Here is a 2,627-nt window from a genome sequence, read left to right on the forward strand (position 1 = left end):
CAGATCACCGTGCTCACCCCAGCCCATGCGGCTGGGACAGTGGCCGTCACCGTCACCACCCCCGGCGGAACGAGTAACGGTGTCTCCTACACCTACGTTGCGGGTCTGGCGCCGGTCAATTTGGGGACAGCCGCGTCGTTCGCGGTGCTGGGTGCCTCGACAGTCACCAACGCCGGAGCCACGGCCATCACCGGGAACCTGGGTGTCAGCCCGGGCACCGCAGTGACCGGATTCCCGCCGGGAACGGTGACCGGCGGGGCGATCCATGCCGGGGACGCGGTCGCGGCGCAGGCACACACCGATTTGCTGGCTGCCTACCTCGACGCGGCGGGCCGCACGCCCACCGCTTTCGTGGTCGCCGATCTCGGGGGACAAACCCTGACCTCCGGGGTCTATAAGGCAGTTGGTGGGATCGGCCTCAACGGCACCGTCACCCTCGACGGACAAGGCAATCCGAACGCGGTGTTCATCTTCCAGGCCGGGTCGACACTGATCACCGGCGCGAGCAGCACCGTGAACCTCATCAACGGTGCCAACGCAGACAACGTGTTCTGGCAAGTCGGTAGCTCGGCCACACTGGGCGCCAACACCAACTTCGCCGGCAACATCCTGACCTTCACCTCGGACACGGTGTCAGCCGGCACCACCGTGAACGGGAGCGTCCTGGCACTCAATGGCGCGGTCACCCTGGACACCAACACCATCACGGCCGCCTGAGCCCCGACCCACCGAAAGGATCCCCGACCCCCTGTCCGCGCGCCGACGGTGCGCGGACAGGCGCGTATCGGGTGCGGGTAACCGCGACATATCCCCGGTCCGCTGCCACATATAAGAGTCGCTTCCCTGGCAGCTATCGGCGCGCAGGCGGTAACGGCAGGTGTTGTAAAACGATCGTTTTACAACATCGATTCCCGATGCTGCCTACTTCCTCTTCGGTAGAAAGGGATCTCGGAGACGAGGAACTCCTTTTGCTTCCTGTGTGTATTCGCGCGGAAGTTCCAGACTGCATCGACGAGGTCGTCTCCCTCATCCGCGAGCAGTCGAATCACCTCGCTTCGGGTGTATAGCCGGTCGGTGGCCGCGCTGAGTGTCACGTGCCCGGGCTTGCCGTTGATAAGGAAGCCGCTCTTCTCCAGAGCGGAATTCAGCTGAGGGAACTCTGCGACAAGCTCTCGATAGCGCTCTTCGATGTACCGGCAGCCCTGATGAGTCAGCAACGCGACGCGTACGTCCCGCCAGGATTCGTACTCGCTGTACTGACCGAGTTCCTCCAGCTCGACCTCTGCAATGCCTGTCTCTACGAGGCCGCGTTTATCGAGGCTGGTAAGCGCACGTCTGAACGGAACGCGCTTGCTTCGTCTGACGTGTGCGGTGATCAGTTTGCCGTCTGACCCGACCCTGCCTGGGCGCGGCTCCAGTTCCATCTGCTCGATCGAGTACCCGCTGCATTCGTTGTACCCGTCTTCGGCTAAGCCGAGTTCCTCTGCGTCGTCGAGTAGCAGTTTGTACAGCTCGACCAACACGCGTCGTTGTGCAGATCCCAAGCCTCGCGACATCACCGGATTCTAAGTGTATCCACCTATCTCGCGGATGCCTGTTCCAATAGAAGCTGCCTCCCCGAGGACGAGTCGGGGAGGCAGCTGAACGCCAACGTCTGTAGGAGCAAACATTGGAGTCTATGAGCGTAGCTAAACCTCCTGCTCGCGAACCGGCGCAACCACCCTCAGAGCCGGAAAGCTCGGCGGTTCACCCACTACTGATGGATGCGCCGGAGGTAGGCGCGGACGAAAGGCCACGGGTCGGCGCAATATGCACGCGTTCGTTGATGAGACCAAGCAGAACGGCCTGCTGGTTGTTTCGACCGTCGTTGAAGTGCGTCATCTCAAGCAAGCGCGCAAGCAGCTGCGCGAACAGAGGGCGAAGGGCCAGAACCGCATCCACTTCAAGAAGGAGAGCGACTCCCGGCGCCGATCGATCTGCTCGGCCTTGTGTGCTTTGGAGGTCAAGGTTGCCGTGTACGACGCAGTTCGGATAAGGAACACAGTCGATGCCCGGGCGGCGTGCTTGACCGCTGCGGTCGAGGATCTGGCTGAACTTGGTGCGCGACGGTTGACGATAGAGCAAGACGATTCACTGGTCGCCAGTGACCGCAAGGTCCTCTATGCAGCAGTTCGGAAGTTCGGTGTCGCGGACATTCTGGCCTACGAGCACCTGCGGCCGAACGAGGAGCCGCTGCTGTGGGTCTCAGACGCGGTGGCGTGGTGTGTGGCGAAGGGCGGCGACTGGCGCAATCGGGTGGACCCGGTCATCACGGGAGTCCGCAAGCTGACCTAGATACGCGAAACCCGGCTCACCAACCGTCCGGATGGCTGCCGGGTCCACTTCAAAGACGCTACTGCGTCTCGCGCAATCGATGATACATAAGTTTGGCTCCAGACTGCTCCAAACTGATCCAGATTGATTCGACCGGACCTGAGTGGCCCAGTACATAGAGCAGCCCCGGAACGTTGGGTGTTCCGGGGCTGCTCTACGTGACGTGACCCCGCTGGTTCGGTCCGGGGTTTGTGGGAGTCTGAATGCCCAGGATTTGGGCGGGAAGGCTCGACGACGATCATGGCGACGCGTAA

Annotated in this window: 3 protein-coding genes; 2 read left to right on the top strand and 1 reads right to left on the bottom strand. The window is 62.1% G+C overall.

What is annotated here, in order from left to right; genetic code table 11:
* The coding region (locus tag AB0C34_RS31065) for an ice-binding family protein (RefSeq protein ID WP_357080900.1) at positions 1-717 on the top strand (717 nt) is incomplete at its 5' end.
* Positions 718-896: 179 nt separating this feature from the next.
* Here AB0C34_RS31065 and AB0C34_RS31070 read toward each other — a convergent pair.
* Positions 897-1,556 carry a hypothetical protein gene (locus tag AB0C34_RS31070; protein ID WP_357080902.1) on the bottom strand — a complete coding sequence of 220 codons (660 nt, stop codon included), beginning with the start codon at positions 1,554-1,556 and terminating at the stop codon, positions 897-899.
* Positions 1,557-1,809: 253 nt separating this feature from the next.
* Between AB0C34_RS31070 and AB0C34_RS31075 the strand changes: the two genes are divergently transcribed.
* On the top strand, positions 1,810-2,334 hold the full coding sequence (locus tag AB0C34_RS31075) for a hypothetical protein (RefSeq protein WP_357080904.1): 525 nt from the start codon (positions 1,810-1,812) through the stop codon (positions 2,332-2,334).
* The last annotated feature ends 293 nt before the right edge of the window (positions 2,335-2,627 follow it).

The organism is Nocardia sp. NPDC049220 (genome assembly GCF_040647855.1).
GTDB lineage: Bacteria > Actinomycetota > Actinomycetes > Mycobacteriales > Mycobacteriaceae > Nocardia.